Here is a 24,020-nt window from a genome sequence, read left to right on the forward strand (position 1 = left end):
CCAAAGCATAGGCAATCGACTCTGGCTGGCGTTGGAACGCGACAATCGTCAAAAATTCCGTCCCGTCGCGCTGCGCTTCGCCCGGACCGATCACCATGAGGCATCGGTCCGGACGAGGTAGCGTCACGCCTGCGCCAGGCAGCGGCTCACCCCTCTGACGATCATCTCGACTTCCCGCCCGTCAATCGTCAACGGCGGCAGCAGGCGAATGGTTTTGCCCCGGGTGACGTTGATCAGCAAACCATGATCCCGGGCGGCACAGAGGGTCAGGTCGCGAACCGGCTGCTTGAGTTCGATGCCGATCATCAAGCCTTGGCCACGAATATCCAGCACGTTCGGGTTGTCCGCCAGTTCGGCCCGTAGCCGGCTCAGCAACTGCGCGCCTTGGCGCTTGGCGTTCGCCAGCAGGCCTTGTTCCTCAATGATGTCCAGCACCGTGCAGCCGACCCGACAGGCCAGCGGATTGCCGCCGAAGGTGCTGCCATGGCTGCCGGGAGTGAACAGCCCGGCGGCCTTGCCGCGCGCCAGGCAGGCACCGATGGGTACGCCGTTGCCGAGGCCTTTGGCGAGGGTCATCACGTCCGGCACGATGCCCTCGTGCTGGAACGCGAACCACTGCCCGGTGCGGCCGATGCCGGTCTGGATCTCGTCGAGCATCAACAACCAGGCGCGCCTGGTGCACAAATCCCGCAAAGCCTTCAGGTAACCCGGTGGTGCGAGTTGTACGCCACTTTCGCCCTGGATCGGCTCTACCAGGATCGCAACGATGCGCTCGCCGTGGGCTTGCTGGATTTTTTCCAACGCGCCGAGATCGCCGAATGGCACCTTGATGAAATCACCTGGCAACCGATTGAAACCCAGCCGCACCGATGGCCCGTCGCTGGCGGACATCGTGCCCAGGGTGCGCCCATGGAAAGCGTTGTCCATCACCACGACCAAGGGCTGTTCGACGCCTTTGTGCCAGCCATGCAGGCGGGCCAGCTTCAATGCGGTTTCATTCGCCTCGGCGCCGGAGTTGTTGAAAAACGCCCGTTCCATCCCCGAGAGCTGGGTGAGTCTGTGGGCCAACCGCTGCTGCCAGTCGATGCTGTACAGGTTGGACGTGTGCAGCAGCAGGCTGGCCTGTTCGCTGATGGCCGCCACCAGCCGCGGATGGGAATGACCGACGTTGGTCACCGCCACGCCCGCCACCGCATCCAGATATTCGCGCCCGTCCTGATCCCACAGGCGGGTACCCAAGCCATGGGTGAAATTCAACGCCAAGGGTTGGTAAGTGCTCATCAGGCAGGCGGCAGTCATGACATCTAGCTCCATCGGGTGGTTTTTTCCAGTATGGTTAGCCACCCCTACTGGATAAACCTCGCATTACTTCATTCATTTAAAAGCAGAGCTTGATAATGGACCTGTTCCAGGCAATGACCGTTTACGTGAAAGTGGTGGAAACCGGCAGCCTGACCGCAGCGGCCCAGGCCTGCGAAATGTCCACGACGATGGTCGGCAATCACCTTCGGGCGCTGGAACAACGCCTGGGTGTGCGCCTGATCAACCGTACGACGCGTCGTCAGCGCTTGACCGAATTCGGCTCGGCCTACTATCAACGTTGCCTGGAAGTGATCGGGCTGGTTGCCGATTCCGAACGCCTGGCCGAGCAGACCCAAGGCGATCCCAGCGGCACCTTGCGCATCACCGCGCCGCTGACCTTCGGCACGGAGCGCCTCGCCCCGGCACTGGCCGAATACAGCCAGTGTTATCCGCAGGTCAAACTCGACGTTGTCTTGACCAACCAGCGTCTCGACCTGCTCGACCACGGCTTTGACGTCGCCATTCGCCTGGGCCCTGTCGATCCCAAGCTGATCGCTCGTCCCCTGATGGACTACACCTTGACCGTCTGCGCCTCCAAGACTTACCTGGCACGGCGCGGCACGCCGCAGAAACCCGAAGACCTGCAACAGCATGACTGCCTGTCGTTTGCCTATTCCGCCGGAGACGAGTGGCGTTTCGCCCAGGAGCACTGGCCCATCAACGGGCCGGAAGGCGAAATAAAAGTGCCGGTGCGCGGGCCGATGCTGATCAACAGCTCGTCGGGCCTGCACCGTGCGGCGCTGGCCGGCATGGGCGTGGTGATGCTGCCCGATGCATTGGTGGAGCAGGACCTGAAGAACGGAGACCTGGTGGCCCTCCTGCAAGGCTATCAATTGCCCCACCGCCCGATGAGCCTGCTCTACGCCCAGGATCGCTACCGTTTGCCGAAATTGCGTAGTTTTGTCGAGTTTGCGTTGGAACGGTGGGGGAGAAGTGTAGGTGAACCGCGACTCTAGAGTAGCCAAATAGGGCTACTATTGCAGAAGTAGCTTTTTAAGGCTACGTTGCGACATCCAATGATCGAGCAACTTCAATGAAGCCAGAAGCGGTATTGACCGGTGATCTGATTCACTCGCAAAGCGCGGAGAATACGTTCGCGTATATCGCCCGCTTGGAAAAAACATTGGAGCGACTGGAAAAACGCTACAAAGCGAAAGCGGACGTCTTTCGAGGTGATGGTTTTCAACTTTTGCTGGACCGACCCGAACAGGCTTTCCATTGCGCCATCGCCTTGCGAGCCGCCTTGGTCGAGGCCAGCCCGGAAGGGGAACGTTGGGATGCACGCATCGCCGTAGGCATAGGCTCTGCACGTAAATCGCAGACATATCGGGAAGCATTCATTTTGTCCGGCCAGGGGCTCGACAGCATGAAAAAAAGCACGCTCGCGGTGTTCAGCACCCATCAGGAGTTTCAGGAGCGCGCGGGACTGGTGACAGAGTTCGTGGCCGCTGTACTGGAGGGCTGGACAGCTGTTGAAGCCCAGACCTACGCACTGCATTTGATTGAACAAACCGACCAACAAACTATCGCCCACATGCTGGGCAAATCCCGGGTCACTGTAAACAAAGCGCTGCAGCGCGCCCAGGCACGTCTACTGGATAAATACCTGGCAAGCACAAACCGGTGGATCAAGGAGCTGGCCCGTGATTGAAGCGTCAACGTTACTCGCTATTTTATTACTGGCACACGTGCTTCTAGACTTCTGGGTATCTAGCTATTGGACTATTGAAACCTCTGCAAGCCGCAAGCAAAAGGTCGTGTTCCACTTGGTGACCTTCGGCGTTTATTTCGTAGTTTTTTCATTGCTGATGATCTTGTCGCGTGAAAACGGCGCTTTCGCTTGGAAGGCTGGGCTCATGATGTCAACCGCCAAGCTGTTAACCCTGATCCAAACTCCAACCTCATTCAAATCGCCGATATGGGCTTTACTGGCCAGACAAACTGTTCTGATTGCCAGTCTGGTCACGATCTGGCTGCTTTCCGAAAGCAATGCAGCGCATATTCAAGGCTCTCTGGCAGAACTGATTACCACGGCGAATATCACGATTGGCCTAGCTTATGTATTGATGCTACGTCCTGCTTCAGCATTGATCGGCACAATACTCAACCCGTGGATCAAAGAGATCGACACTGGCGGCTCACTGACCAACGCTGGGACATTGATCGGGTATCTGGAGCGGATACTTATTTTGACATTTGTTTTACTGGAACAATGGGAGGCCGTCGGCTTCCTCCTGACGGCGAAAAGCATCCTTCGCTTCAACGAAATCCAGAACGCCAAGGTACGCTCCATCAGCGAGTACGTACTGCTGGGTACGCTGCTGAGCTTCACTTTAAGCATCGGAACGGGGCTGCTCGTTGCGTATATCACGAGATAGAAACGCATCTTTCTTTAAGTAGCCTTAAAAAGGCACTTTCCGTTTTGTAGCCTAATTAGGCTACTTTTAAGACGTTATGTCCCACTAGTGACCCTAGAGCCCATCGGCTACTCTTCACCCTTGGAAGAGCATTTTGATATCAGGGCTGATTGAGGGAACGATGATGGACGACGCCTCGAAGATCGATTTGCTGCGGTTCGATTTGTCCGATCTGGACGAAAACGTGCTGCACACCATCATGGAACTGGTCAGCGATGGCATCTGGGACTGGAACGCCAACACCGGCTTCGTCTATCGAAATCCCGGCTGGTACACGATGCTCGGTTATACGCCGCACTCCCTGAGCAACACCGTGCTGACCTGGGAGAGCGTGATCCACCCGGAAGATTATCCCCACGTGATGGCGCTATTCGACGATTACCTCGAACAACGCGCCTCGAAGTACCAGGCCGAATACCGCTGCCGCGCCCAAGACGGCTCTTATATCTGGATCGAAGACCGCGGCTACGTGATCGCCCGCAACCCCGATGGCAGTGTTGCCCGCATGATCGGTGCCCATCGCAGCATCGACGACAAGAAGCGTCTGTTCGAACAACTTGAACGGCGCAACAAGTCCCTCGAAGCCATCATCGAAGAACGCACCCGCGAACTGTCCCGGGTCAACGAGCAGTTGCAAATCCAGCTCGAGGAAAACCGCAGGCTCGCCGAAACCGACGCCCTTACGCTGGTCGCCAACCGCTATCGCCTGGAACAGGCGCTACCATTGGCCTGTGAACGTGCGCAGCGCTTTCGCGAGCCGTTGTCGCTGATTGCCATGGATGTCGACGACTTCAAGGACATCAACGATCGCTACGGCCATGCTTTCGGCGACGCGGCGCTGGTGCAAGTGGTACAGGCGGTCAAGCGCTGCGAGCGCGACGGCGATCTGCTGGTGCGCTGGGGTGGCGATGAATTCATCATGATCTTGCCCAACACCTCCAAGGCCGACGCATTCCTGTTGGCCGAAACCATTCGCCGCGGCCTGTCCGACCTGCTGCCGGTGGGCGATTTCCAGATCACCATGAGCTTTGGCGTGGTGCAACGCCGCGAAGACGAACCGCAAGCAGCGCTACTGGATCGGGCTGACCAGGCACTGTATCGCTCCAAGATGGCCGGCAAGAATGTGATTTGTGATTGAACGGGCAATGTCCGATTGGATCCTCAGGCCGCTGCGGTGGTCATAGGCTGTAACTCTTGCAATCAGGTCCTCGCCATTGCCGACTCGCCCTCTCTCCTCTTCGCCCGTGTTGGTGGGTTGCGCGGGCTGGTCGCTGCCAAGGGAGCAATGGCCCGCTTTTCCCCTTGAAGGCACCCATTTGCAGCGCTACAGCGGCCGCTTCCCGGCGGTGGAAATCAACAGTTCGTTCTACCGCCCGCACCGTCCCGCCACCTATGCAAAATGGGCCGACAGTGTGCCGGCGGGCTTTCGCTTCTCAGTCAAGGTGCCCAAGCAGATCACCCATGAGCGGCGCTTGCATGATTGCGAGGGGCTGGTGGATGAGTTCCTCGGGCAATGCTCGCAACTACGGGAGAAACTTGGTTGCCTGTTGATCCAGTTGCCGCCGTCGCTGGCCTTCGATAACACCCAGGCCGAGGGCTTTTTCAAAGCCTTGCGTGACCGTTACCAGGGCCACGCGGTACTCGAACCCCGGCACCCGAGCTGGCTCGCGCCACAGGCCATGGCACTGCTTGAGAAAGAGCGCATCGCCCGCGTCGCCGCCGACCCGTCGCCTCTGCCGGGCGGCGATCAACCGGCGGGCTGGGCGGGCGTGCGTTATTACCGGCTGCATGGCTCGCCGCGCATTTATTACTCTGCCTACGAAGACACCTGGCTGCAGCGACTGGCAGACCTACTGAAGGCTGCCCCGGACACGCCGACCTGGTGCATCTTCGACAACACCGCCAGCGGCGCCGCAACGCCCGATGCGTTGCGATTGCTGGAGCTGCTGCGCGACTGAAATATCACCGGTGGCCGGTCCGACCGTGACAACACCGCCCGGGTCCAATAGATTAGGCGACCGAAAAAAGCCCCGTGCGTTTTCTCGCCATATCCCGCTAACAGAAGTAGTGAAATTTCAATGTCCGATTCCAATACCGCTGAATCTGTAGTCTCCCTGTCGTCCAAAGCGGAATACGAAAACTCCATCAATCTTTCACAGCATCTGCCCCAGGCCAAAAGCATCAGCGAAATGGTCCTCGATGCCTTCCAGTCGAACCGCGAAAGCGACCAGATCCGCGAACTGCGCACCGCCATTCGCCAGGCTCACGATGCGTTCGACGATGACAAGGCCTACGCACTGATGGGCCAGCTCAAGCAACTCAAGGACGCCGAAGCCGCCGACTTCGCCGCGCTGGAAGACCTCAGCAGCCGCTTCCCGATCAGCCGTATCCTTTCCAGCTACAAGGATGACCCGGCCTTCCAGGAACTGGTCTACGGCCTGGCCCTGAAAGTACTGAACCAGACCCATCAGGCCATCAGCAACCCGAGCGGCAGCAAGGGCAAGGCCACGCGGGCCAAGAAGGAAGCCGAGGTATTTGTCATCAGCAAGGACGGCATCAGCGTCACCCTGCCCTTGCGCACACCACGCTCCAAGCCGAACGTCGACCGCGAGGCCTTCGAATTCCTCGGCTTCAACTTCATCGGCGAAGGCGACGAAGCAGAGCTGGAAAGCGAAACCTTCCTGGACAACGACGGCACCGAACAGCCGGTCACCCGCAAAAGCATCGTCACCGCCTTGCAGCAGCAAAAAGCCTTCGACGGCTACAGCATCGCCCAGCAATAAAACCCGAATCCGGGCCCTTGTGGGAGCGAGCCTGCTCGCGAATGCACCGTGTCAGTCAGCCTCAGTTCAACTGACCCACCGCTTCGCGAGCAGGCTCGCTCCCACAGGAAGATCAACAGCGTCCTGAATATCAGCCATGAAAAAGCCCCTCGCTTCTCTCGAAGGCGGGGCTTTTTCATGGCTATCAGCTTTTCAAACAGCGCCAAGCCGTTCGACCATGTCCGGAAACTTCTCGACCAGCTTGATCAACAAAGCCGCCTGGGCGTTAGGCTTGGATTTTTCCTGCTCCCAGTTCCGGAGAGTGCCAGGGCTAGTCCTGATGCTCTTGGCAAAAACAGCTTGAGACATATGAAGCCGGTCGCGCAAAGCTACTATTTCCTGGGCTGACACCTCGGGAACTGGTTTGTCTTCGACCGTTATCTGGCGAAGGGTAATCTTGCCCTCGCGGTGAGCGGCCATCTCTTCGACGCCTTGCATCATCTCGGCAAACAGATCGCGCTTTTTCATATGGTACCTCGTACTTTCAACTCTGCTTCTATGGCGCGCTTGAGCGTCTTCTCTTGCTCGGAGGTGAGGTTTTCCAACTCGTCCTTGTCATAAATTGCGAACATCCAGAACTGACAGTCGTGCATAAGCCAGTAGTAAATGACTCGCAACCCACCTCGCTTCCCTTTGCCACGACGCCCATCGAACCAACGCAGCTTACGGAAGCCGCCGGTTCGTGGCATGACGTCACCGACCTCCGGATGCAGCAACATAAAGGACTGAAGGACGCGATACTCATCGTCAGTCAGGTAATGGCCGACCGTGGCGGTAAATGAAGTCGTTTCAAAAAATAGGGTTCGCATGGCAAAACTATAGGCAATTTGCGTATAGTTCAACAACCGATAATCTATTGCGACGAATGACAACATGTTTCGATGCCGCGCAGCTACAAAAAAGCCCCGCGCTTCTCTCGAAGGCGGGGCTTTTTGTGCAGCGTCTGAAGCTTAAGGCGCGTACGTCAGCAGCAGCTCACTCGGCACCTTGAAGTCCAAGGACATCATGACGCTCAGGGCGGTGATGGTGAAGATCGAGAACACGAACAGCTTGCGTGCCCAGACCGTGTCATCCACTGCCTTGTAGCCGGTCCAGGCCATGTACAGCCAGTACATGCCCATGGCGGCGGCGACGGCGAGGTAGCTCATGCCGGCGTAACCGCTGAAGGTCAGCATCAAGGTCGCCACGAGGAAGGCCAGGATGTAGAGCAGGATGTGCTTCTTCGCCACCTGGATACCGCGCTTGACCGGCAGCACCGGAATCGAGGCCGCCAGGTAGTCGTTGAAGCGGAAGATCGCGATGGCATAGGAATGCGGCATCTGCCACAGGCTGAACATCACCAGCAGCGTCAGCGCAGCCATGTCGAAGCTGTTGCTGACCGCGACATAACCGATCACCGGCGGCATCGCTCCCGACAGACTGCCCACCAGCGTGCCGTGAACCGACTTGCGCTTGAGGTACAGGCTGTAGAGCCCGACGTAGATCACAAAGCCGATCACCGCGAACAACGCTGCCAGCGGGTTGGCCACCCAATACAACAGCGCCACGCCGGCCACGCCCAGCACCGTGGCGAATGCCAGAGCCAGTTGCACCGGAATCAGGCCTTGGACCAGCGCCCGGTTCTTGGTGCGTTCCATCTTGATGTCGATGTCGCGGTCGATGCAGTTGTTGAACACGCAACCAGACGCCACCACCAGGGAAGTGCCGATCATCGCCGCCAGGAAGATGGCCAGATCGACATGCCCTTTCGAGGCCAGGAAAAACCCGCCCGCCACAGAAAGCACGTTACCGAAAATGATCCCCGGCTTGGTGATTTGGATAAAGTGCTTCAGTGACATTCGGACTTTCCTCAGTGCGCCATCATGTTGGAGTGGATGCTGAACATGATCCACAACGACAAGCCGACCAGCAGTACGATCACCAGCGCAGCGAAGACGAACGCAATCACGTTGTTACGCTGGGCGGCCGAGCGGTCCAGGTGCAGGAAGTACACCAGGTGGACCAATACCTGGACCACGGCGAAGATCAGAATGATCCACAGCGTCAGGCTCTTCGGCAGCGTTGGATACATCACCAGGCCGAACGGAATGACGGTCAGGATCACCGACAGGATGAAACCGATCGCGTAGGACTTGACGCTGCCGTGGCCGGCGTCGTGGCCATCATGGGAATGAGCGTTAGCCATTTACAGGGTCCCCATCAGATAAACAACGGTGAATACGCAGATCCACACCACGTCCAGAAAGTGCCAGAACAGGCTCAGGCAGCTCAGGCGCGTCTTGTTGGTGGCGGTCAGGCCGTTTTTCTGGACCTGGTACATCATGATCGCCATCCAGATCAGACCGCTGGTCACGTGCAGACCGTGGGTGCCGACCAGGGTGAAGAACCCGGACAGGAAGCCGCTGCGGCTAGGGCCGTAGCCTTCGGCGATCAGGATGTGGAACTCGTTGATCTCCATGGCGATAAAGCCGGCGCCCAGCAGGAAGGTCATTGCCAACCAGCCCAGTACCTGGGTTTTCTTGCCCTTGAACAACGCCAGCATGGCGAAGCCGTAGGTGATCGAACTGAACAGCAGCAGCGCGGTTTCGCCCAGTACATAAGGCAGTTCGAAGATGTCGTGGCCCGACGGGCCACCGGCGACGTTGTTAACCAGCACCGCGTATACCGCGAAGATCGACGCAAACAGAATGCAGTCGGTCATCAGGTAGAGCCAGAAACCGAATACGGTCATCTCGCCCGAGTCGTGGTGATGGTCATCGTGCCCATGGTCATGACCATGGGCGTGTCCAACATTGGTCACTAAGTTCGACATGGTTTAAGCCTGTTCCAACGAGGTTTCAACACGGGTGGCGGAGGCTGGGACTTTCCCGGCCGCGACCAGACGCTTGTGCTGCTCGGCTTCGATGCGCTCGATGACATCCACCGGCACCATGTAGCCCTGATCATCTCGGGCGGCATGGATGGTGAAATACACCACGGTGCCGACCAGGCTGGCGATGGCCAGCCACCAGATGTGCCAGATCATCGCGAAACCGAACACGGTCAACAGAGCCCCCATGACCACACCGGTAGCGGTGTTGTTGGGCATGTGGATCGGCGCGTACCTGGCCGGAGTCTGGTACGCGGTACCGTTTTCCTTGGCTTCGGTGAACGGGTCGATGGTTTCCGCTTTCGGCAGCACGGCAAAGTTGTAGAACGGTGGTGGCGAAGAAGTCGACCATTCCAGGGTATGGGCATTCCACGGGTCACCGTGTTCGCACATGTTTTCCGGCTTCTTGCGGTCACGCACACTGACGTACAGCTGGATCAGCTGGCAGGCGATACCGACAGCGATCATCACCGCACCGAACATGGCGACGTACAGGTACGGCACCCACTCAGGGTTGGTAGTGGCGTTCAGGCGACGGGTCATGCCCATGAAGCCCAGTGCATAGAGCGGCATGAACGCGACGAAGAAGCCCGAAATCCAGAACCAGAACGCAGCCTTGCCCCAACCTTCGTGCAGCTTGAAGCCGAACGCTTTCGGGAAGTAGAACGCAAAGCCCGCGATGTAGCCGAACACGGCGCCGCCGATGATCACGTTATGGAAGTGCGCGATCACGAACAGACTGTTGTGCAGCACGAAGTCCGCACCCGGGATGGCCAGCAGTACGCCGGTCATGCCGCCGATGGCGAAGGTCACCATGAAGCCCAGGGTCCACAGCACGTGGCTGGTGAAACGCAGGCGGCCCTGGTAGATGGTGAACAGCCAGTTGAACAGCTTCACACCCGTCGGAATCGAGATCAGCATCGTCGCCAGGCCGAAGAAGGCGTTGACGCTGGCACCCGAACCCATGGTGAAGAAGTGGTGCAGCCAGACCATGAAGCCCAGTACCGAGATCGCGCCGGAAGCGTAGATCATCGAGTGGTGGCCAAACAGTTTCTTGCCGGAGAAGGTCGAGATGACTTCGGAGAAAATACCGAACGCCGGCAGGATCAGGATGTACACCTCAGGGTGACCCCAGGCCCAGAACAGGTTGACGTACATCATCGGATTTCCACCCAGTTCATTGGTGAAAATGTGGAAATCCATGTAGCGGTCAAGCGTCAGCAGAGCGAGTGTAGCGGTCAGGATCGGGAACGAAGCGACGATCAGCACGTTGGCCCAGGTGCAGGTCCAGGTGAAGATCGGCATGTCCATCAGCTTCATGCCAGGGGTACGCATTTTCAGCACGGTGGCCAGGAAGTTGACCCCCGTCAGCGTTGTCCCGAGCCCGGATAGCTGTAGCGCCCAGATGTAGTAATCCACCCCGACGCCCGGACTGTATTGCAGCCCCGACAGCGGCGGGTAGGCAACCCAACCGGTCTTGGCGAATTCGCCGACACCCAGGGAAACGTTGATCAGCACCACGCCGGACACCAGCAGCCAGAAGCTCAGGGAGTTCAGGAATGGATAGGCAACGTCACGCGCGCCGATCTGCAGCGGCACAGCAAGGTTCATCAGGCCGGTGAAGAATGGCATCGCCATGAAGATGATCATGATCACACCGTGGGCGGTGAAGATCTGGTCATAGTGTTCAGGCGGCAGGTAGCCGGGCGAACCCTCGGTGGCCATGGCCAACTGGGTACGCATCATGATCGCGTCGGCAAAACCGCGCAGCAGCATGACCATGGCGACGATGATGTACATCACGCCGATCTTCTTGTGGTCGACCGAGGTCAACCATTCAGTCCACAGGTAGGTCCACTTCTTGAAATAAGTGATACCCGCGAACAACGCCAGACCACCGAGCGCGATGATGGCGAGGGTCACCATGACAATCGGCTCGTGGAACGGGATCGCTTCCCAACTTAATTTACCAAACATCGTTTACTCCTCTGCCCCGGCAGCTGAATGCGAGCTCATGTCCATCCCTTCCATGTTGTGGGCCACTTCCTTGTCTTTCTTCTCGTGATGCATCGGCTTGCCCGGATTCATCCCTTCATACTTATCGATGATGGTCTGGAACAGGTTCGGCGTGACCGACGAGTAGAGTTCGACAGGGTTGTTCTGGCTCGGCTTGGAAAGGGCTTCGTATTCAGCTTTTTCAAGCTGTTTAGGTGCCTTCTTCACTTCGTTTACCCAGGCGTCGAACTCTTCCTGGGTGGTGGCGGTCGCTTTGAACTTCATGCCGGTGAAACCCGCGCCGCTGTAGTTGGCGGAGATACCTTCAAGTTCGGTGTTCTGGTTGGCGATCAGGTGCAGCTTGGTCTGCATGCCGGCCATCGCGTAGATCTGGCCGCCCAGGCCCGGGATGAAGAACGAGTTCATCACGGTGTCGGAGGTGACCTTGAAGTTGATCGGCGTGTGGGCCGGGAACACGATCTTGTTGACCGTGGCGATGCCTTGTTCCGGGTAGATGAACAGCCACTTCCAGTCCATCGAGACCACTTCGATGGTGATCGGCTTGACGTCGGAATCCAGCGGACGGTACGGGTCCAGGGCGTGGGTCGACTTGTAGGTGATGTAACCCAGGGCAATGATGATCAGTACCGGAATGGTCCACACCGCGATTTCGATCTTGGTCGAGTGGGACCATTTCGGCGTGTAGGTGGCACTGGTGTTGGACGCGCGATATTTCCAGGCGAACAGGAACGTCATGACGATAACCGGCACGACGACCAGCAACATCAGCAGCGTGGCGGTGATGATCAGGTTTCGTTCATCCAGGCCGACCTGGCCCTTGGGATCGAGCAGGGTCATGTTGCAGCCTCCCAGCAGCAACGTGCCGAGCAGCGGCAACAAGCCTAGTAATCGGGGGTACCTGTTTTTACTCATCTCACGACCTCTAAAGCAGCTTGCGCAATGCAGTTGGGTTTTGATCGCCAACACTTCACCCTGCCAAGGGTTGGCATTTTCTTGGATTGAATAAGGGCTGCCCGTCGAACGTCAGACGCTGTTCGACACATCCTGGGCCAGCAGTGAGTTCTTATTCGTTGGTCAAAGGCCTGTTCAAGCCCAATTCCGTTTGGTGCGGGTAGTTGGAGGCACCGACACCTGGGGTCGCATGGGGCGCTGGCGCCCTTCGACCACTCTCGTGCTCAAGCCTGAGCCGGGTCGGAAAATCGGTGCGGGCGATTGTAGTGAGCTGCGGCGTTCGAGACCATGTCTTAACCCGAAATAATTTTTCTCCGATCCGGCAATAATCTGCCGCCGATATTGCAACGGGCCAGCATGTTATCGAAATTAATTCTCAACAAGAACCCCAAAAAACGTAAGGCTACTACGCCCGATTTAGACAGCTCGAGCAATTTACAGCGAGCTTTGACCCGCTTTAGACGCCCATTTTCCGGGGCCTTGGAGGCAACCCGCTGCGCTGTTAAAAATGCCTGCTCCAGACCGACTCGCAAGTGAAAGCGAAGGGCGATCAAGCGGTTTTTTTGTTGCAGAATGAGGCGACAATTCGGCCTTGGGACGGCTGCGAGACAGCAGATATGTGACAACATGTCGCACATTGTCGCAGGGTGTTCCTGCCTCTGATCAAGACGCTGCCTCATCGACCCTGAAACGTAAAACGCCCCGGTTCCGAAGAAGAACCGGGGCGTTTTTTTCACGATACTTCAGCGCAGCGCCTTGCGATTGCGCGACACCAGCAATGGCACCAGCACGACGGTAAGGACAAACGCCACCAGTGCCCATTGCGCCAGCGACAGGCCGAGGATCGGCGGGTACGGGGTGGAACAGAAACCATCGACCTGGAAGCCCAGCGGGAAAATCTTCGCCAGCGGCAGGCTATCGACAATCGGCTGCAACACATCCACACCGCAACTGACCGCGGGGAAAAACTGGGTGTACACATGGTGCCCGGCCACCCCCGCCCCCGCCAGCGCGCAAAGCACGACAAGGCCTTCGAAGACCGTCAGGCTGCGGCGCGTGCGCATGGCCGCGCCGATGAAGGCGAAGATGGCGATCAGCAACAACGCATAGCGCTGCAGGATGCACAGCGGGCATGGCGCTTCACCAAGCACTACCTGCAGATATAAAGCACCGCCGATCAGTCCCAGGCAGATCAACCCCAGCAGCACCAGATAGCGCCGCTCACGGCCCAGCCGCAGCATTTCCTCACTCATTGCTTTTCCCTTTGATAGGCATGGATCGACGCGCGGCCTTGCGGCGACCGGCGCGCTTTCGGATGGCCGAAGTCTACACGCAGATCGTGAACGAGCGCAGTCGGCAATGTGGAGGGAATAGACAGGAAAGAGGTTAAGCGGGGATTAATTCCAGGACAGCGGCAGTCATGCCACCGCTTTCGCGAGCAGGCTCGCTCCCACAGTTTCTGCGGTGGATAAAAATGTATGCCCCGCTACAAATCCACTGTGGGAGCGAGCCTGCTCGCGAACAAGGCAACCCGGTCACCCGGATTGCCCAGGCATTTATTCCAAGGCAGCCGCCGGCCCGAAGAATTCATAGCGGCTTTGTCCCGGCGGTACGCCCAAGGCCTTGAGATGACGCCTGATGGCCGCCATGAAGCCCTTAGGCCCAAGGAAGTAGGCGTCCAGGTCTCGCTGCTCGGGCAACCACTGCGCCAGTTGTTCCTCACTCAACAGCCCTACCTTGTCCGCCGCCGGCCCTGCGCCGTCGTGCTCGTCATAACAGTAGAAGCGCTTGAGTTGCGGGTGCCGCTTGGCCAGGTCGTCGATCCACTCGCGAAAGGCATGGACCTGGCCATTGCGCGCGCAGTGAATGAAATGCACCGGGCGCTCGGTTTGCAGCGCCGCTTGCAACATCGCCAGGGTCGGAGTGATGCCGACGCCGCCACTGATTAGCACTAGCGGCTTGTCGCTGGCGGTGAGGTAGAAATCTCCCGACGGCGGAAACAGCTGGATGCTGCTGCCGACCTGGAAATGATCGTGCAGGTAATTGGACACCCGTCCGCCCGCCTCGCGCTTGACGCTGATGCGGTACTGGCCATTGTTCGCCAAGGCCGACAACGAATAGTTGCGGCGCACTTCTTCACTGTCCAGGACCAGCTTCATACCGATGTACTGGCCGGGCTCGGCCTGCAGGATCGGCCCCTTGTCCGCCGGTTCGAAGTAGAACGAAGTGATTTCCGCGCTTTCCGCCGCCTTGGCCGTCAGGATGAACTCACGTTCACCGCGCCAGCCGCCGGGTGCCGCCGCTTTGCGGTCATACAAGCTGGTTTCGGCGCCGATCAGAATGTCGGCCAACTGGTTATAGGCCGCGCCCCACGCCGAAATCACTTCAGGTGTAGCGATCTCTTCGCCCAGTACCTCAGCGATTGCCCGCAGCAAGCAGGAGCCGACGATCGGGTAATGCTGTGGCTGGATCTGCAAGGCCACGTGCTTGTTGACGATCTTCGCCACCAGATCGCCCAACTGGTCGAGCTGATCGATGTGCCGCGCATACATCAATACACCGTTAGCCAGCGCACGCGGCTGGTCGCCGCTGGCCTGGTGAGCCTGGTTGAACAGCGGGCGCACTTGCGGGTACTCGGACAGCATCATGCGGTAGAAGTGAGTGATCAGCGCTTCCCCACCGCTTTCAAGCAAGGGGACAGTGGAACGGATGATGGCGCGTTGTTCTCGACTCAGCATGGGTGACTCCTCGCGTGGTACAAATAACAGTTACCTAGGCCTATCAGTTTTCATGCCACAAAATTTTCCCTTGTATTTCATATGCTTGAAGATGATGTAGTCATATCGACAAGACAGCACTTATAGTCTATATGACCAGATGGAGTCATTATGACCGCAACTTCCCTGCTGACCTCGCTATTGCCGCTGGTGGCCGACCTGTCCCGCGAACTGCCTGAAGGCGAGCGCTATCGGCGCCTGCTCGGAGCCCTGCGCAGCCTGCTGCCTTGCGATGCCGCCGCACTGTTGCGCCTGGACGGCGACTGCCTCGTCCCGCTGGCCGTGGATGGCTTGAGCACCGACACCCTGGGCCGGCGATTCCGGGTCAGTGAGCATCCGCGTTTCGAAGCTTTGCTGGCCAATCCGCAGCCCACCCGCTTCGCCACCGACAGTGACCTGCCCGATCCGTACGACGGATTGGTGGAAGGGCTGGATGAACATCTGGAGGTTCACGATTGCATGGGTTGCCCGCTGTTTGTCGATGAGCAGCCCTGGGGCTTGCTGACCCTGGACTCGCTGGACCCGGAACGCTTCGAACCTATTGACCTGAGCGCCCTGCAAGCCTTCGCCAGCCTCGCCGCCGCCACCGTCAGCGCCGCCGAACGCATCGAGCGCCTGGCGTTGAGGGCAGAGGACGAGCATCGCCGCGCCGAGGTCTACCGTCAGGCCAGCGGCCAGCAGCAGCGCGACATGGTCGGCCAGAGCAAGACCCATAAACGCCTGGTGGAAGAGATCAAGCTGGTCGGGGGCAGTGACCTGACGGTACTGATCACCGGCGAAACCGGCGTCGGCAAGGAATTGGTCGCCCAGGCCATTCACGCCGCCTCCCACCGTGCCGACCAGCCGCTGATCAGCCTCAATTGCGCGGCGCTGCCCGACACGCTGGTGGAAAGTGAACTCTTCGGTCATGTTCGCGGCGCGTTCACCGGTGCCACCCAGGACCGGCGCGGCAAATTCGAGCTGGCGGATGGCGGCACGCTGTTCCTCGACGAGGTGGGCGAACTGTCCCTGACCGTCCAGGCCAAATTGCTTCGCGTGTTGCAATGCGGCCAGCTGCAACGCCTGGGCTCGGACAAGGAGCACCGCGTCGATGTGCGCCTGATTGCGGCGACCAACCGCGACCTCGCCGAGGAAGTGCGCAATGGCCGTTATCGAGCCGACTTCTATCACCGGTTGAGTGTCTACCCGCTGCAAGTGCCGGCGCTGCGTGATCGCGGGCGCGATGTGCTGCTGCTCGCCGGTTTCTTCCTGGAACAGAACCGCTCGCGCATGGGCCTGGGCAGCCTGCGCCTGACCAGCGACGCCCAGGCTGCGTTGCTGGCCTACGATTGGCCGGGCAACGTGCGCGAACTGGAGCACCTGATCGGTCGCAGCGCGTTGAAGGCATTGGGCAAGCATCCGGTTCGGCCGAAGATTCTCAGCTTGAGCGCCGATGATCTGGATCTGCCTCACGCAGTCCCGGAAAGTGCTCCGACCAACAGCCTCGCGCCAGCCTCCACGGTGACGGTTTCCGGTGACTTGCGCCAGGCCACGGAAGATTATCAACGGCAAATGATCAGCGCCTGCCTGGAACGCCATCAACACAACTGGGCCAGCGCTGCCCGGGAACTGGGCCTGGATCGGGCCAACCTGGGGCGGATGGCCAGGCGGCTGGGCCTCAAATAGTTTGCCAAGGGGACTTTTGTGGACCGCACTATCGTGATCCTCGCCATTGACAGTTTTTCGCCCTAAAGCCTGCCCCCGACAAGTCGATAACCCGTTATCAAAAGCTGTCTTGGCGATCTTCATGCTCGCCCCACCTTTTTCCACAGAAGGTTTTTATGTCTTCCAACAAAGCCCGCGCAGATTCCCTTTCGCTTCTGCTGTTTACCTTGCGCAGCGGCAAGCTGATGGCAATCAACCTGCTCAAGGTCAGCGAAATCATTCCCTGCCCGCCACTGACCAGACTGCCGGAGTCACACCCACACGTAAAAGGCATCGCCACGTTGCGCGGAATGTCGTTGTCGGTGATTGACCTCAGCCGCGCCATTGGCGAGCGGCCGCTGGAGGACCCGGACGGCGGGTGCCTGATCGTCACCGACGTCAGCCGCTCCAAGCAGGGCCTGCACGTCCAGGCGGTGAGCAAGATCGTGCATTGCCTGACCACCGACATCAAGCCGCCGCCCTATGGCTCCGGCGGTGTGCGTGCGTTCATCACCGGCGTGACCTCGGTGGACGGCACGCTGGTGCAAGTGCTGGACATCGAAAAAGTCATCCACGGTATCGCCCCGGCGCAAATCGAGACGGCGCCCACCGAGCTGAGCATGGAAGACGCCGAAGTCCTCGGTAACGCCCGAATCCTGGTGGTCGATGACAGCCAGGTGGCACTCCAGCAATCGGTGCATACCTTGCGCAACCTGGGCCTGCAATGCCACACCGCCCGCAGCGCCAAGGAAGCCATCGACTGCCTGCTTGAGCTGCAAGGCACGGCGCAGGAGATCAACCTGATCGTTTCCGACATCGAAATGTCCGAAATGGACGGTTATGCCCTCACCCGGACCCTGCGCGAAACACCCGACTTCGCTCACCTCTACGTGTTGTTGCACACCTCGCTCGACAGCGCCATGAACAGTGAGAAAGCGCGGCTGGCGGGCGCCAACGGGGTACTGACCAAGTTCTCCTCGCCGGAACTGACCAAATGCCTGATCACGGCGGCCAAGGCCGTCGCCGAACAAGGTCGCTGAACCCGCCCGCATTCCGATGCGGGCGCCGAGTGCGCGAGGCTGCGAGTTCGCGGCCTCGATACCGTCCCAACCTCAGGCATACTCTTGCGCTGGCCTCCCGGAACAAGGATCTTGCCGATGAAAGTACCCTGCCTGATTTTCTTCGCCCTCAGCGCCCTGGCTGCACAGGCCCATGCCTCCAGCTCCGATGCCTGGGCTGCCTATGACAAGAAAGTCCTTGCCAGTTGCATCAAGGCCAGCGGTCTGAAGAATGCCGAACCGGTCGGCAGCCCCGCGCAATTCGACGACCGGGTGGGCTACACCGCGCTGTTGCTGCAAGGCCAGTACCCGCAAAAGCACATGAAAGGCGCGACCGGCACCGAGCTGTGCCTGTACCGCAAGAAAACCAAGAGTGCATTCGTGAGCGAATGGGACTCGATCCGCCCGACCGAAACCTCCCGATGAATGGCGCATAAATTGCTTCGCATGGCTTATCACGGCGTTTTTCTGTCGCCGCTCTAGCCAATCGCCTTCGGTCAATCAATGAACACAACGTTTTCCTGCGTAGGGTGCGGTAAATGCTGCAACGGTCATCACGTTCCCCTGACGCTCGACGAAGCCAGGATGTGGGCGAATGATGGCGGCCAGGTGATTGTCCTGGTCGAGGCCTTCCTGCCCAATGGCCTCGGCCTGCCGGTGGCGCAACGCGAGCACGCCGAACGGCGCTCGGCCGTAGTGCGCAGCGGCGCCAGCGAGGCCCGCGTGGCGATCACTTTCGCCGCCTACAACCCCGGTCCTTGCCATAATCTGGATGCTGACAACCTGTGTCGCATCTATGAGCGTCGTCCGTTGGTGTGCCGCATCTATCCGATGGAAATCAACCCGCACATTCCACTCAACACCGCCGCCAAGGATTGCCCGCCGGAGTCGTGGGAAACGGGGCCGCAGCTGATCGTCGGCGGTCAATTGGTGGATCAGGAACTGGCCCGGTTGATCGAGCGCTCCCGCCAGGCCGACCGTGAGGAGATCGCCATCAAGGAGCGCATTTGCGTGTCCCTGGGCATCCACACCACCGCGCTGAAGGGCGACGGCTTCACCGCGTACCTGCCGAACATGGCGGCGTTTGCCGCCGCCATCGATCAGGCTCGCGCGCAGCCGATGGGCCAAGAGGCAGGTGAATGGCAGTTCCACTTGTCCGGTGATGACATTGCTCGTCAGGTCACCGACAGCGGCGCAAGTGTTGTCACCGAGGAGCCGGTCAACTACGCGTTTATTTCGCTGCGGGCTGCCTGACTGTGTAGAAAAGCCCCTGTGGAAGAAAGGTCCCTGTGGGAGCGAGCCTGCTCGCGATGGCGATTTATCTGCCGGCCTATCCGGTGACTGACACACCGCGATCGCGAGCAGGCTCACTCCCACATAAGCTCACTCCCAAAAGGAAAAGCGTGGCGCTGGGATGCACTGTCCCTCTCGCCTAACCCGCGCCAGGAATGTTAGCGTGCTTGGTATTCTCCGCAGATGAGCCTTGCACGATGAAAAAAACCGTACTTGCCTTCAGCCGTATCACGCCCCCCATGATCGAGCGCCTGCGCCAGGACTTCGACGTGATCGTGCCCAACCCGTCGAACGGCGACATCAATGCGCAGTTCAACGAAGCCCTGCCCCATGTCCATGGGCTGATTGGCGTTGGCCGCAAGCTCGGCCGCGAGCAACTGCAGCACGCCACGAAGCTGCAAGTGGTCTCCAGCGTGTCGGTGGGCTATGACAATTACGACCTGGCGTACTTCAATGAACGCGGGATCATGCTCACCAACACTCCCGACGTGCTCACCGAAAGCACCGCCGACCTGGCGTTCGCCCTGGTGATGAGCAGTGCCCGGCGCGTCGCCGAACTGGACGCCTGGACCAAGGCCGGACAGTGGCAGGCGTCTGTCGGGCCACAGCTGTTCGGCAGCGATGTACATGGCAAGACCCTGGGCATCGTCGGCATGGGCAACATCGGCGCGGCTGTTGCCCGGCGTGGTCGGCTGGGGTTCAACATGCCGATCCTCTACAGCGGCAACAGTCGCAAGCCCGAGCTGGAAAACCAGTTGGGCGCACAGTTCCGCGAACTGGATCAGTTGCTGGCCGAAGCGGACTTCGTCTGCCTGGTGGTGCCGTTGAGCGAGAAGACCCGCCACCTGATCGGCCAGCGCGAGCTGTCCCTGATGAAACCGAGCGCCATCCTGGTGAACATTTCCCGCGGTCCGGTGGTGGATGAGCCGGCGTTGATCGAAGCCTTGCAGAACAACCGCATCCGCGGCGCCGGGCTGGATGTCTACGAAAAGGAACCGCTGGCCGAGTCGCCGCTGTTCCAGTTGAAAAACGCCGTCACCTTGCCGCATATCGGTTCGGCTACCCATGAAACCCGTGAGGCCATGGCCAATCTGGCCGTGGAAAACCTGCGCAGCGCCTTGCTGGGCGAACGACCGAAGAACCTGGTCAACCCGCAAGTCTGGAAATAAGCGGACCGAGTACTCACTGTGGCGAGGGAGCAAGCTCCCTCGCCACCGGATTCATACCGGACGTTATGGCTTAACGAGCCAGCGCGACTGTCGCGGCCACGGGGCGCGGCTTGCGAAACACCAACACGTTGCCCAGCATCACCAGCACCAGTCCGACCAGCGCCGGTGCCGTCCATTGATAACCCTCGACGAAAGCCGAGACATTCAACGCCACCACCGGGAACAGCACGGTGCAATACGCCGCCCGCTCCGGCCCCATGCGCCCTACCAGCGTCAGGTACGCGGTAAAGCCAATGACCGAACCCGGGATCACCAGGTACAACAGCGAGCCGACGTAGCGCGTATTCCATTCCATCTCGAACGGGATGCCCTGGAACAGACACCACACCGACAGCATCGCGGCCCCGTAGGCCATGCCCCAGGCGTTGGTGGTCAACGGCTTGAGGCCGGCCTTCTGCTGCAGGCTCGACAGCATGTTGCCCGCCGAGAAACACAAGGTGCCCAACAGCGCCAGCGCCAACCCGAGCAGTGTTTGTGGGCTCGCGCGGTGACCGGCCAGCTCCGGCCAGAACAACAACGCCAGCCCGAACAGCCCCAAGGCGCCGCCCAGCAACACGTTACGGGCGATCCGCTGACCGAAGAACACCCGCGCATTCAAGGCGTTCCAAAGGGTCGCGGTGGAGAAGACCACGGCAACCAGGCCGCTGGGAATCCACTGGCTCGCGGTCAGGAAACACATGAAGTTGATGCAGAACAGGCACAGGCCCTGGGCGACGCAGATCAAATGACCGCGCCGGTTCATGACCTGCAGGCGTCGGCTGAGCAGGAGCATCACGAACAGGATCAGCGCGGCGAGGCCGAAGCGATAGACAATCGACACCGGAATGGCGACGACGCCCAACTGCAGTTTCAAAGCGATCCAGGTGGTGCCCCAGATGAGCACGGTAAGCAGGTACAACGAAAGGTTCATGGCGACGACTCCTGGCAATGACGGCCAGTCTCACGCCGATACCTGCCCGACACTTGCGTAAACTTGCGGTTTTTATCAGGGACAGGCTGGCATGGGCGCGTCGAGGGAGTAGGATTCGAGCTGGAGAACCGATCATGACCAGTCTGCAAACCCTGCAAGTCTTCCAAGCCCTCAACAGCTCGCCCAACGCTCGCCTGGAGCACAGCGCCGAGCTCGGTGACGGCATGGCGGCGGCTTTGTGGAGCAACCATCACGACGCCCGTGACTACGAGGCGCCAACCCACCATACGCTGTCGTGCTACATCGCCGGCGGCACCGGCACGTTTCGCCGCGAGCGTCCCGACACCACGGGGGGGCCAGGCAAACTCTGCGTGTTGCCGGCCGGACATGAATCGGCCTGGGTCATCAACGGCGACATTCGCCTCGCCCACCTGTATTTCAGCCCCGAGCAATTCGCCCTGGGTTGCGTCACGTTGCTCGATCGCGAACCGCGCCAAGTGCAATTGCACGAGGCAACCTTTCTCGATGACCCGCGGCAGGCACAGCGCTTTCGACAATTGATCGAGCTGGACTGGGCCGAGCCCGCCGAACGCCTGCTCGGCACCAGCCTGGCCCATGAGCTGCTCAGCCACCTTCTGCTCAATCAGGTTGGCCAGCGCCAGGACCTGCGCCTGAAGGGTGGGCTGGCCGCGCACCAGCGACGCTTGCTGGTGGATTACATCGACGCTCAATTGGCCGAAGCCATCAGCCTTGGTCAACTCGCCGCGCTGTGTGCCCTGTCCGAATACCATTTCGCCCGGATGTTCCGCGAAACCTTCGGCCTGCCACCGCACCAGTACGTCCTGGCGCGGCGTCTCGCCCGGGCGCGGCATTTACTGCGCCATACCCTACAACCGTTGGGCGAGGTGGCCCTGGCCTGCGGATTTGCCAGCGCCAGCCATTTCACCAACCGTTTTCGCCAGGCCCTGGGGGCAGCTCCCGGGGAGTATCGGCAGGCGTTTTTGCGCTAGCGCGTCCATGTGCGAGCGAGCCTGCTCGCGAAAGCCCGATCCGCTCCATAACCGAAACGAAACACTTATCTCGATTGCCGTTTCCCTCTGCGCGCCTCTACAATGCGAACAATTCTTGTTCTCTAGCACAGCTTATCGCTGTCGGGATGTTCCTCGTTGCCGCCTGCACACACCGTCGAAGTGCTCTACAACGCCCACCACAGTTGGCTCAACGGCTGGTTGCGAAGAAAACTCGGGTGTCCCGACAGCGCCGCCGATCTGGCCCAGGACACGTTCATGCGCGTGCTGACCGTGCGCGATCCGCAGCCGGTCCTGGAACCCCGGGCCTTTCTCACCACCATCGCCAAGCGCGTATTGTTCAACCATTACCGTCGCCAGGACCTGGAACGCGCCTACCTCGACACCCTCGCCCAGATGCCGGAGCAAGTGGCACCGTCGGAAGAGGAGCGAGCGATCATCTTGCAGACCCTTCTGGAGCTGGACCAATTGCTCGATGGACTGCCACGTGCGGTCAAAAAAGCGTTCCTGCTGGCGCAGATCGATGGCCTGACCTACAACGAAATCGCCCGTGAACTGGGTATTTCTCTGGCGACGGTCAAGCGCCACCTGAACAAGGCAGCAATGCGCTGCTACTTCGCCCTGTGAACCCGTCGATGCCCAGCGCGCCGCACGTCAGCGCGCAAGTCGCCGAGCAGGCGGTGCATTGGCTGCTGGAAATGCAGCAAGGGCCACTCGATACGCGCCAGCAGCAAGCCTGGGAACAATGGCTCAATGCACACAGCGAACATCGCCGCGCCTGGGAGCATATCCAGCGGGTCAACCAGCGGCTGCGCAATGTGTCTTCTCCGTTGGCCCATGCGACGCTCAACACACCGAAGTCGGCAACGCGGCGCCGGGCCCTGAAGATGCTGTTGCTGCTGGGTGCCGGCTCGGCCGTGACCTGGGGCCTGCGTGAACGCCAGTTGTTGCCGCCATTGCTCGCCGATTACCGCAGCCCGGTGGGCGAGCGGCGTCGCCTGGCGCTGGATGACGGCAGCCAGTTGCAGCTCAACAGCGGCAGCGCGGTCGATATTCGCTTCGACGCTCAGCGCCGCCTGATCCGCCTGCTGGAAGGGGAACTGCTGTTGACCGCAGCCCAGGACCCACGCCCCCTGCAGGTGCTGACCGCCCATGGCCTGCTGGAAAGCCACGACGCCCGCTTCAATGTGCGTGAGTATGCAGACCACACCCAGGTCGCAGTGTTTGCAGGCCAGGTGGACATTCGCGGCAGGCACGGCCCGGCTTTTCTGCTGGGGGCCTCCCGACAAGCATCCCTTGGCGTCAACGGCACCGGTCCCGCCACGGCGCTTGACGCCAACAGCGGTGCCTGGGCGGAGGGCATGCTGGTCGCCGCGCACATGCGCCTGGCGGATTTCCTTGAGGAACTGGGCCGCTACCGACGCGGCCAGCTGCACTGCGACAAGGCGGTCGCCAACCTTCTGGTCTCCGGAACTTATCCGCTGGACAACGGCGAGCGAATCCTCGATCTGCTGGAAATCAGCCTGCCGGTAAAAGTGCGGCGCTTCACCCGCTATTGGGTCACGGTCGAAGCTCGCGCTTGAGCCCATGGCGGCCCACCCGCAA

25 protein-coding genes are annotated in these 24,020 nt (G+C 60.0%); 14 read left to right on the plus strand and 11 right to left on the minus strand.

Features of this window, described 5'->3' with window-relative positions; translation table 11 throughout:
* Window positions 1–123: 123 nt before the first annotated feature.
* A complete protein-coding gene (locus PSH78_RS21725; RefSeq protein ID WP_305496682.1) occupies window positions 124–1,299 on the minus strand; it encodes an aspartate aminotransferase family protein in 1,176 nt (391 codons plus the stop codon).
* 98 nt (window positions 1,300–1,397) lie between these two features.
* On the opposite strand from PSH78_RS21725, the gene PSH78_RS21730 reads away from it, so the two are divergent.
* The 6 genes from PSH78_RS21730 to PSH78_RS21755 all read left to right on the plus strand — a co-directional run bounded on the left by PSH78_RS21730 (window position 1,398) and on the right by PSH78_RS21755 (window position 6,562).
* On the plus strand, window positions 1,398–2,318 hold the full coding sequence (locus tag PSH78_RS21730; protein ID WP_305496683.1) for a LysR family transcriptional regulator: 921 nt from the start codon (window positions 1,398–1,400) through the stop codon (window positions 2,316–2,318).
* Between the two features lie 77 nt (window positions 2,319–2,395).
* Entirely contained in the window at window positions 2,396–3,013 is a 618-nt protein-coding gene (locus PSH78_RS21735; protein ID WP_305496684.1) for a hypothetical protein, read from the plus strand.
* Window positions 3,006–3,740: a hypothetical protein gene (locus PSH78_RS21740; RefSeq protein WP_305496685.1), complete on the plus strand. Its 735-nt coding sequence runs from the start codon at window positions 3,006–3,008 to the stop codon at window positions 3,738–3,740. Before PSH78_RS21735 ends, PSH78_RS21740 begins: the two co-directional genes overlap by 8 nt.
* Window positions 3,741–3,903: 163 nt before the next feature.
* Window positions 3,904–4,917, plus strand: coding sequence for a sensor domain-containing diguanylate cyclase (locus tag PSH78_RS21745; protein WP_305501355.1), 1,014 nt, complete (start codon window positions 3,904–3,906; stop codon window positions 4,915–4,917).
* 76 nt (window positions 4,918–4,993) lie between these two features.
* The gene (locus tag PSH78_RS21750) at window positions 4,994–5,737 is read left to right on the plus strand and encodes a DUF72 domain-containing protein (protein WP_305496686.1); all 744 of its coding nucleotides are present in this window, start codon (window positions 4,994–4,996) and stop codon (window positions 5,735–5,737) included.
* A gap of 120 nt (window positions 5,738–5,857) precedes the next feature.
* Window positions 5,858–6,562, plus strand: coding sequence for a hypothetical protein (locus tag PSH78_RS21755; protein WP_305496688.1), 705 nt, complete (start codon window positions 5,858–5,860; stop codon window positions 6,560–6,562).
* A gap of 192 nt (window positions 6,563–6,754) precedes the next feature.
* On the opposite strand, the gene PSH78_RS21760 is transcribed toward PSH78_RS21755, so the two are convergent.
* From PSH78_RS21760 to hmpA, 9 genes are all read right to left on the minus strand, one after another.
* Window positions 6,755–7,069, minus strand: coding sequence for a DNA-binding transcriptional regulator (locus PSH78_RS21760; RefSeq protein WP_305496690.1), 315 nt, complete (start codon window positions 7,067–7,069; stop codon window positions 6,755–6,757).
* Entirely contained in the window at window positions 7,066–7,410 is a 345-nt protein-coding gene (locus tag PSH78_RS21765) for a toxin (protein WP_305501356.1), read from the minus strand. Before PSH78_RS21765 ends, PSH78_RS21760 begins: the two co-directional genes overlap by 4 nt.
* A 141-nt stretch (window positions 7,411–7,551) precedes the next feature.
* Window positions 7,552–8,439: a heme o synthase gene (gene cyoE, locus PSH78_RS21770; RefSeq protein WP_039591595.1), complete on the minus strand. Its 888-nt coding sequence runs from the start codon at window positions 8,437–8,439 to the stop codon at window positions 7,552–7,554.
* Between the two features lie 11 nt (window positions 8,440–8,450).
* Window positions 8,451–8,786, minus strand: coding sequence for a cytochrome o ubiquinol oxidase subunit IV (cyoD, locus tag PSH78_RS21775; RefSeq protein WP_249876093.1), 336 nt, complete (start codon window positions 8,784–8,786; stop codon window positions 8,451–8,453).
* The gene (locus PSH78_RS21780) at window positions 8,787–9,413 is read right to left on the minus strand and encodes a cytochrome o ubiquinol oxidase subunit III (RefSeq protein ID WP_053125033.1); all 627 of its coding nucleotides are present in this window, start codon (window positions 9,411–9,413) and stop codon (window positions 8,787–8,789) included.
* A gap of 3 nt (window positions 9,414–9,416) precedes the next feature.
* On the minus strand, window positions 9,417–11,447 hold the full coding sequence (cyoB, locus tag PSH78_RS21785) for a cytochrome o ubiquinol oxidase subunit I (protein WP_305496694.1): 2,031 nt from the start codon (window positions 11,445–11,447) through the stop codon (window positions 9,417–9,419).
* Between the two features lie 3 nt (window positions 11,448–11,450).
* Window positions 11,451–12,398, minus strand: coding sequence for a ubiquinol oxidase subunit II (gene cyoA / locus PSH78_RS21790; protein ID WP_305496696.1), 948 nt, complete (start codon window positions 12,396–12,398; stop codon window positions 11,451–11,453).
* 782 nt (window positions 12,399–13,180) lie between these two features.
* Window positions 13,181–13,690 carry a disulfide bond formation protein B gene (locus tag PSH78_RS21795; RefSeq protein ID WP_305496699.1) on the minus strand — a complete coding sequence of 170 codons (510 nt, stop codon included), beginning with the start codon at window positions 13,688–13,690 and terminating at the stop codon, window positions 13,181–13,183.
* A gap of 303 nt (window positions 13,691–13,993) precedes the next feature.
* The gene (gene hmpA, locus PSH78_RS21800; protein WP_305496701.1) at window positions 13,994–15,175 is read right to left on the minus strand and encodes an NO-inducible flavohemoprotein; all 1,182 of its coding nucleotides are present in this window, start codon (window positions 15,173–15,175) and stop codon (window positions 13,994–13,996) included.
* Between the two features lie 150 nt (window positions 15,176–15,325).
* Between hmpA and norR the strand changes: the two genes are divergently transcribed.
* From norR to PSH78_RS21825, 5 genes are all read left to right on the plus strand, one after another.
* Complete coding sequence (gene norR, locus PSH78_RS21805) at window positions 15,326–16,879, plus strand: nitric oxide reductase transcriptional regulator NorR (RefSeq protein WP_305496703.1); 1,554 nt, start codon at window positions 15,326–15,328, stop codon at window positions 16,877–16,879.
* 155 nt (window positions 16,880–17,034) lie between these two features.
* Window positions 17,035–17,937 (plus strand): chemotaxis protein CheV, encoded by a 903-nt coding sequence (locus tag PSH78_RS21810; protein ID WP_305496704.1) that lies wholly within the window; start codon window positions 17,035–17,037, stop codon window positions 17,935–17,937.
* Window positions 17,938–18,054: 117 nt separating this feature from the next.
* Window positions 18,055–18,381: a hypothetical protein gene (locus PSH78_RS21815; RefSeq protein WP_305496705.1), complete on the plus strand. Its 327-nt coding sequence runs from the start codon at window positions 18,055–18,057 to the stop codon at window positions 18,379–18,381.
* A 78-nt stretch (window positions 18,382–18,459) separates the two neighbouring features.
* Complete coding sequence (locus PSH78_RS21820; RefSeq protein WP_305496707.1) at window positions 18,460–19,209, plus strand: YkgJ family cysteine cluster protein; 750 nt, start codon at window positions 18,460–18,462, stop codon at window positions 19,207–19,209.
* A gap of 236 nt (window positions 19,210–19,445) precedes the next feature.
* The gene (locus PSH78_RS21825) at window positions 19,446–20,417 is read left to right on the plus strand and encodes a D-glycerate dehydrogenase (protein WP_305496709.1); all 972 of its coding nucleotides are present in this window, start codon (window positions 19,446–19,448) and stop codon (window positions 20,415–20,417) included.
* 70 nt (window positions 20,418–20,487) lie between these two features.
* On the opposite strand, the gene PSH78_RS21830 is transcribed toward PSH78_RS21825, so the two are convergent.
* Window positions 20,488–21,387, minus strand: a complete 900-nt coding sequence (locus tag PSH78_RS21830) for a DMT family transporter (RefSeq protein WP_305496711.1) — start codon at window positions 21,385–21,387, stop codon at window positions 20,488–20,490.
* 134 nt (window positions 21,388–21,521) lie between these two features.
* On the opposite strand from PSH78_RS21830, the gene PSH78_RS21835 reads away from it, so the two are divergent.
* The 3 genes from PSH78_RS21835 (at window position 21,522) to PSH78_RS21845 (ending at window position 23,998) form a co-directional block, all read left to right on the plus strand.
* Window positions 21,522–22,397 (plus strand): helix-turn-helix domain-containing protein, encoded by an 876-nt coding sequence (locus PSH78_RS21835; protein WP_305496713.1) that lies wholly within the window; start codon window positions 21,522–21,524, stop codon window positions 22,395–22,397.
* A 156-nt stretch (window positions 22,398–22,553) separates the two neighbouring features.
* Entirely contained in the window at window positions 22,554–23,042 is a 489-nt protein-coding gene (locus PSH78_RS21840; protein ID WP_305496714.1) for a sigma-70 family RNA polymerase sigma factor, read from the plus strand.
* An 8-nt stretch (window positions 23,043–23,050) separates the two neighbouring features.
* Window positions 23,051–23,998 (plus strand): FecR domain-containing protein, encoded by a 948-nt coding sequence (locus PSH78_RS21845; RefSeq protein WP_305496715.1) that lies wholly within the window; start codon window positions 23,051–23,053, stop codon window positions 23,996–23,998.
* The last annotated feature ends 22 nt before the right edge of the window (window positions 23,999–24,020 follow it).

The sequence above is a fragment of the Pseudomonas sp. FP198 genome (assembly GCF_030687895.1).
GTDB lineage: Bacteria > Pseudomonadota > Gammaproteobacteria > Pseudomonadales > Pseudomonadaceae > Aquipseudomonas.